The 6,611-nt window shown below is 36.9% G+C and carries 8 protein-coding genes; 7 read left to right on the top strand and 1 reads right to left on the bottom strand.

The window, feature by feature from the left end; genetic code table 11:
• Positions 1–344 precede the first annotated feature (344 nt).
• Both ABE099_RS02085 and ABE099_RS02080 read left to right on the top strand, forming a co-directional pair.
• Entirely contained in the window at positions 345–1,493 is a 1,149-nt protein-coding gene (locus tag ABE099_RS02085; protein WP_430026915.1) for a PdaC/SigV domain-containing protein, read from the top strand.
• Between the two features lie 180 nt (positions 1,494–1,673).
• Positions 1,674–2,144: a hypothetical protein gene (locus ABE099_RS02080; protein WP_430026914.1), complete on the top strand. Its 471-nt coding sequence runs from the start codon at positions 1,674–1,676 to the stop codon at positions 2,142–2,144.
• A gap of 206 nt (positions 2,145–2,350) precedes the next feature.
• Here ABE099_RS02080 and ABE099_RS02075 read toward each other — a convergent pair whose 3' ends face one another.
• Entirely contained in the window at positions 2,351–2,875 is a 525-nt protein-coding gene (locus ABE099_RS02075; RefSeq protein WP_430026913.1) for a hypothetical protein, read from the bottom strand.
• Between the two features lie 245 nt (positions 2,876–3,120).
• Between ABE099_RS02075 and ABE099_RS02070 the strand changes: the two genes are divergently transcribed.
• The 5 genes from ABE099_RS02070 to ABE099_RS02050 all read left to right on the top strand — a co-directional run bounded on the left by ABE099_RS02070 (position 3,121) and on the right by ABE099_RS02050 (position 6,589).
• On the top strand, positions 3,121–3,306 hold the full coding sequence (locus tag ABE099_RS02070; RefSeq protein WP_210090913.1) for a sigma factor G inhibitor Gin: 186 nt from the start codon (positions 3,121–3,123) through the stop codon (positions 3,304–3,306).
• A 145-nt stretch (positions 3,307–3,451) separates the two neighbouring features.
• Entirely contained in the window at positions 3,452–5,044 is a 1,593-nt protein-coding gene (locus ABE099_RS02065) for an aminotransferase class I/II-fold pyridoxal phosphate-dependent enzyme (RefSeq protein ID WP_430026912.1), read from the top strand.
• 20 nt (positions 5,045–5,064) lie between these two features.
• Positions 5,065–5,730 carry a dTMP kinase gene (tmk, locus tag ABE099_RS02060; protein WP_430026911.1) on the top strand — a complete coding sequence of 222 codons (666 nt, stop codon included), beginning with the start codon at positions 5,065–5,067 and terminating at the stop codon, positions 5,728–5,730.
• Positions 5,731–5,764: 34 nt separating this feature from the next.
• On the top strand, positions 5,765–6,094 hold the full coding sequence (locus ABE099_RS02055) for a cyclic-di-AMP receptor (RefSeq protein WP_210090915.1): 330 nt from the start codon (positions 5,765–5,767) through the stop codon (positions 6,092–6,094).
• Between the two features lie 51 nt (positions 6,095–6,145).
• Complete coding sequence (locus tag ABE099_RS02050; protein ID WP_210090916.1) at positions 6,146–6,589, top strand: YaaR family protein; 444 nt, start codon at positions 6,146–6,148, stop codon at positions 6,587–6,589.
• Positions 6,590–6,611: the final 22 nt, after the last annotated feature.

Genomic DNA, 6,611 nt, shown 5'->3' with positions numbered 1-6,611 from the left:
CACTGCCGATCATCCGGTGGTGGTTTTTTTATGTTTAAAATAAATAAAGTTCTCTGTAGCTACCTATCTTTTATTATGGATTTTAATAGTTACAAAGTATTCTATTTGAATGAATGTTAAGTTAAAAAAATGATAGATTTTCAATTAAAAGAAGTCTAAATTGTCATGGTAAATGTTAATTTTTTTATAAAATTATTAGCTATAATATCCAATGTAGAACAACTTATTGTATTGACGACTACAAATCATAAATAAAACTAGAAACAACAAAAAAATTAATTAATTAATCAAATAATCTGTAACATCTATAGTTGAAAATTATTTGGTTTGAAAGGAGCTTAGTCATGATAAAGAAACAGACTAGATTTGCATGGCAAAGAGGTATTTTAGCTACTGGAGTTTTACTAGGAGGGCTAGGGCTACAAAGTGGGGAAGGTTTAGCAGCACCATCCACACCATCACTTATAACACATGATTATAAAGCGACTGGTGTTGTAAAACGAAAGGTAGCACCAGCAGTTAATTCTATAATCACAATTCAATATAATGGGACAGCATCTAACGGAACGACGTTTAAAGCCAATGGCATATTTAGGGATGGAAAGACATGGGTACCAATTACTTTTTTACGAGATGCACTAAAGATGCCATTAAGCTACGATATCACGAAGAAAATGTATACTATTGGTGAAGATTTTCATCAGTTTACGATAGATGTTCAAGATAACAATAGCCTAACTTTAAATGGATACTATTTAAACGATCTCCAAGCTATTAATATAAATGGACACTTTTATGTGCCAGCCCAGCTATTAAAGCAATATTTAGGTTATGAGGCTAATTTGAATGCAAAGGATAGTATTGTAAGTATTAAAGAAGCTAAACAAAATGATGTTTCATTTACGACTCAGACTAAAACAGAAAGCCAAAATGGGACTGATATAGACCTAGCGTGGCCACAAATTAATTATAGTAAAGATAGTCAGGTTGAAGAGCGTATTAATCAGAAAATAACAGATGTGATTGCTGCATACGAGAAGGAAATAAAGGAGCAGATGGATCTAAGAGAAAGGGATAAGATTAATAGTCCATATTTGTTTAGTAGCTCCTATATCGTAACGTATAACCAAAAGGGTATTGTTTCTCTCATTCTAGAGCAATACGATTTTACAGGTGGGGCACATGGCATGACCTATCGCAAGGCGCTCACTTTCTCTTTGAAGGATGGCAAGCAATTAACGGTTACCGATGTGGTCGGAAATAATAAGAGTCTGAAGGACATCAATCAGAGCATTAAACAGCAATTTGAGAAAAGTATAGAATATTTTGGTGGCTTTAAAGGAATTGATAAGAAAGCTGATTTTTATATCGAGCCAGGTAATTTAATTGTATATTTCCAATTGTATGATTACACGCCATATGTTGCTGGCTTCCCAGAGTTTTCATTTCCTCTTGCCAAGGTTATCCCTAGTGATAGCAAGGTTTTTGAATAGTTGATTACACAGCTTTGTGAAAGTCACTGAAAATAGATAGTATCTTTCAAAATGAATGTAACTTTTTTGTCATTACTATCGGGGTGGTTATCGTTATAATAAAGTGTAGGTTATTCAGGTAGGAAATTTGACCTATAATTTTTTGAGGGAAGGGGAATCAATGTGAGACAAACGAAGTACATGTCATGTATGGTTTTATGTATGTTCATGTTCATGCTTCTTGTCATTACAGGCTGTGGTTCTTCTGAGCCTTCTTGGGATGAGTATGTAGGAGCTGTTGTGGAGAAGACATTTCCCGTACCTGCAGAGGCAACCCATTCTGAATCTATGCTGACTAATTCTGAGATGCGTTATATTCAATATACTTTTAGTGGCCTTCATGAAAAGGGTAAGATTCCAGAACAATACCAGCAAACCATTTTGGACTGGGGTTGGGTAGAGAAGGAAAGTGCTGAAGCAGGAAATACTGTTGTATATGAAAAGGGCAATCAAATAGTCCAAGTAACTGTACAGGAGAATGGCTTTACGATTTTAGTTCCAAAACAGGATCGTAACCTAGTCATTCAAGGGATTGAAAGTAGCGAATTTAGTAAGAATCGCAGTGATGATAACGATAATGGGCAGACAGAGAATAATGATAGCAACCCATAATATCAAAAGTTATAGTTCAGTTAATCACATTGTTATATTAGCCTAGCATTAGGCTTTAAAATGATAAACGGTCTTATTCCGCTACACTAGGGAATAGACCGTTTTATTAATTTAATTTAATGGTTATGAAAGTTAATATGAAAATAGATTTGATTAAGCGAGAAATTAGTTCTTGTTAAGTTAAAGTTATGAATGGCATTATGTCATTATGGCTTGTAGTAGGACAAGTCTCGTTCATTTAATTTTAGTACACCATCCTTAGGTTGTTTCTTTAACCCTGTAATCGTAAACTGCTTAGGCACCATAAGCCATAAATGCCAGAATAGCAATGAGAACATAAATTCAAAGGGAGACCAAGGAATAATTGCTACGATGATGATACAGCCGATCCACGCTGTATGAAGATGAACTTTACGAAAGCTAGAGTATGGAATATATTGATCTGGCATATAACCGATCCAAGGTAAGCGATAAGAAAACTTCCAGCGCTTATGGTAAGAATGATTAATAACTATAAGGATAGATCTTGCAATAACATATTGAATCCAAGCTGTTATAAGCATAGCAATAATAAAATAGAAAATACTTGTCCAGCTAATTACAATCATTTCGGCAGCAAGCCAAATTATCGGTAGCATAACATAACTTAATAAAAACGATTTAGGAAATATTATTTTTTTAAGTAGTCGATAATGATAAAATGTTGCATTTGAATTGGATTGATCGGTCATCAATCATACAATCCCCCTTAAGCTAACGTTATATTACTGCGTTTAAGTTAAAAATGAATGGCCTGTAATGAATGGCTTGTAATTAGTATATCGGAAATAGTGGAGAAATAATTGAGATTTAATGCTGTACAGACACCTATAACATTAGTGCTACATAGTATATAGTAATTCAGTTACTATGAAAGGGTTTAAATTCATAGAAACTGTGTCATACTAATAGTAAAACGAGTAGGGTGGGATCGTGAATGAATGAGCTTGCCAAATGCACATGTATTATATGTGGACAGCAAAAGGAAGATGGCATTCATATCGTTTCTGAGTTTATATGTGATGCTTGCGAGAGTGAGATGGTACGTACTGACGTACAAGAGGAGAAATATCATTTTTTTATACACCGCATGAAACAGATTTGGATGAAAGAGAATGTATGATGATATTTAGAGGGGCCGATTCTTTTTATGGGAGAAGAGGTCCTTTTGTTTTGGCTTATTTTTGTTTATATTGGCAGGGGAACTTAACAAAGGTAAACTAGAGGGAGTACTTCCATCATTGATGATATATTGAAAGGATTTATACATGGTAGACAAAAAGTCGATAGATAAGTGCAATCAGTGCACAAATAGTATACAAGCACCGTTAGTTTCTGCTTTATTACATTATAAAAGTAGAAAAGATATATCTTTTCATGTACCAGGCCATAAGAATGGAGTGGCCTATTTAGGGATCGCGGAGATAAAGGAAATATTTGGTCCAATCCTTGAAATTGATGTTACTGAAATTGAAGGTACAGATAATTTACATCAACCAGAAGGGGAAATATTAGAGGCTCAGCAATACGCGGCACGTTTTTTTGGTGCAGATCAGACCTTTTTTTTAGTAGGTGGGAGTACAGCAGGGAATCAGGCTTTAATCTTAAGTGCTTGTACCAACCCTGGCGATATTATTCTAGTGCAAAGAAATGTACATAAGTCGGTGATACATGGATTAATGCTTGCACATGCCAAAGCTGTTTTTTTAACGCCTGAAATTGATCAAGAAAGCGGCTTAGCAACTATTCCTTCTATTACTACCATCCAACGGGCTTTAGAACGTTATCCAAATGCGAAGGGTTTATTGCTAACACAACCTAACTATTACGGTATGGTTTCTTCTACCTTAGCTAACATCGTGGAACTCTGTCATAGTTATCATATTGCTGTATTTGTAGATGAAGCACATGGTGCCCATTTTGGATTACATGGTGATTTTCCGAATAGTGCATTAAGTGCTGGTGTAGATGGCGTTGTTCAGTCCACGCATAAAATGTTATCCGCCATGACAATGGGCTCAATGCTACATATTCAAGGGGAGTATATAGACCGCACATTGTTGGCACAACGTTTAACGATGATTCAAAGCTCAAGCCCTTCCTATCCTATTATGGCTTCATTAGACATTACTAGGTTTATGTTGGAGACGCAAGGGGAATCTATTTTTACAGAGCCGTTAATAGCTGCTCAGATGCTCCGTAAAGGCATTGACCAGTTAAAGCGATATCGTATACTTAGTCCCGACCTAACGATAACAGAAATACAGAGGGCAGAGGAACGACAGGACGTTGGATATAAGGTAGATGCACAGCAGGCAGGAGCACAGAACGTCTATAGTGCATATGATAAACAAGATCCTTTGAAAATTGTAATTTGTGATGCATTAGGGATATGTAGTGGCTACGAATTACAAAACAGGTTATGCGAGATGGGCTGTATACCTGAAATGTGTGATGAGCATTATGTCGTGTTTGCTTTAGGGCAAGGAACTACAACAAGGGATGCCGATAGGCTGTTAGCAGCTTTGAAACAACTTAGTATGGAAGAAACAGAAAATAAAGCAAATGATTTTTTCACGTGGAACAATTGGGTAGTGGAAGAAGAGGGATTTGAGCCTGTACAGTTTAGCTTATCTGTTATATCAGATGAAAATACGGAAATGATTCCGCTTGAGCAAGGGGTTGGTCGAAGATCTGCAGAGATGATCATACCTTATCCACCTGGAATACCATTATTATATCCACAAGAATTGATTACAGAACACATACTAAAGCGTATAATGCAATTAAGAGAACTAAATGCAACCAGCCTAGGTGCTTGTGATCCTAGTTTGAAAATGATTAAGGTTTGTAAGCTTTAATGAAGGGGAGCCGTTTATTCATGGCAGGAAAAGGACTATTTATTACGCTTGAAGGTGGAGAAGGCGTCGGCAAAACAACGATGTTAAAAAAGCTCGCCCAAACACTTGAACAGAAAAATATAAGCTATATTATTACTCGTGAGCCTGGCGGCATTATGATTGCAGAAAAAATACGTGAAGTCATTTTAGACTCCGCTCACACGATGATGGATGCGAGAACAGAAGCTCTATTGTATGCGGCTGCTCGAAGACAACATCTAGTTGAGAAGGTAGCACCAGCTTTACAAGAAGATAAGGTAGTATTGTGTGACCGTTTCATTGATAGTAGCTTGGCTTATCAGGGGTATGCCCGTGGTTTAGGTATAGATGAGGTATTATCAATAAATGCCTTTGCGATTGACCAATATATGCCTGATTTTACGTTTTATTTAGATATGGACCCTTTGGATGGATTAGCTAGAATTGCAGCAGAGAAGGGAAGAGAAATAAATCGTTTAGATCTTGAAAGTATAGAGTTTCACCAAAAGGTCAGAGCGGGTTATAATAAGGTTATAGGGATGTACCCTAATCGCATTAAAAAGATTGATGCGGCCAGAGATATCGAACAGGTTGCTACTGAGATGAATCGCTTGCTTATTGCGAAATTAGAGGAATTTTCAGTAGCGATGTCAAATAATAAAAATTAAATTCACGTTTTGAAATTTAAAGGAGGGACTGCATATGAAACTTATTATTGCGATTATTCAAGATAAGGATAGTAACCGCTTGTCCAGCGCACTTGTAAAGGCAAACTATAGAGCTACTAAATTAGCAAGTACTGGGGGTTTCTTACGAGCAGGAAATACTACCTTTTTAATTGGTGTAGATGATAATCAGGTAGAATCTGTCATGGCAGTCATTCGAAACAGCTGTAAAATCCGTGAGCAATTGGTTACACCAGTTACTCCGATGAGTGGGACAACAGACTCCTATTTACCACTACCAGTCGAAGTGCAGGTCGGCGGGGCGACAGTTTTTGTACTTCCAGTAGATCAATTTGAACATTTCTAGTATGTTAGTATAAATACTACAGATAATATATGTAGATAGGCAGTGATTCATTTGAAAATTAATCCGGGATATAGGCCGCTTAAAAGCGGGCTAGGTGTGACGGATAATGCTGCTAGACCCATTCAGTCAAAAAGCTTCTCGGATGCGATGAACTATCATGGTGAGAAGGCAACACAGCAAGAATTGGATCGTAGATTTAAAGAAATACAAACTCAAGGCGATCGCCTAGCTCGATCTATGACGATTAGAGAGTTAAAGGCCTATCGCCTTCTTGTCAAAAAGTTTCTAGAGGATACTGTACGCCCTGGCATTACAATCAAAGAGTCTAGAGGATGGGATCGTCGTGGGCGTAGTAAGCGATATAAGCTGCTTGATGAGGTAGATGCAGCCTTGCTTGAAATGGCGGATGAACTGCTAAACAGCGAGCAAGGTAAAATAGACTTATTGCAGAAAATTGGCGAAATTAGAGGGTTGCTCATTAATTTAAGCTTCTAATTGTAGCCATGGAAAGGTATTG

This window comes from Paenibacillus turicensis (assembly GCF_050461185.1).
In the GTDB taxonomy this organism is placed as follows: Bacteria; Bacillota; Bacilli; order Paenibacillales; family Paenibacillaceae; genus Fontibacillus; species Fontibacillus turicensis_A.
The sequence above is the reverse complement of the archived record's forward strand: the minus strand, read 5'-3'. Positions and strand labels throughout refer to the sequence as shown.

What these genes read in the sequence shown, in the direction of transcription:
- ABE099_RS02085 (WP_430026915.1), top strand. Translation starts at nt 345, where the DNA reads ATGATAAAGAAACAGACTAGATTTGCATGGCAAAGAGGTATTTTAGCT.
- ABE099_RS02080 (WP_430026914.1), top strand. Translation starts at nt 1,674, where the DNA reads ATGTCATGTATGGTTTTATGTATGTTCATGTTCATGCTTCTTGTCATT.
- ABE099_RS02075 (WP_430026913.1), bottom strand. Translation starts at nt 2,875, where the DNA reads ATGACCGATCAATCCAATTCAAATGCAACATTTTATCATTATCGACTA.
- ABE099_RS02070 (WP_210090913.1), top strand. Translation starts at nt 3,121, where the DNA reads ATGAATGAGCTTGCCAAATGCACATGTATTATATGTGGACAGCAAAAG.
- ABE099_RS02065 (WP_430026912.1), top strand. Translation starts at nt 3,452, where the DNA reads ATGGTAGACAAAAAGTCGATAGATAAGTGCAATCAGTGCACAAATAGT.
- tmk (WP_430026911.1), top strand. Translation starts at nt 5,065, where the DNA reads ATGGCAGGAAAAGGACTATTTATTACGCTTGAAGGTGGAGAAGGCGTC.
- ABE099_RS02055 (WP_210090915.1), top strand. Translation starts at nt 5,765, where the DNA reads ATGAAACTTATTATTGCGATTATTCAAGATAAGGATAGTAACCGCTTG.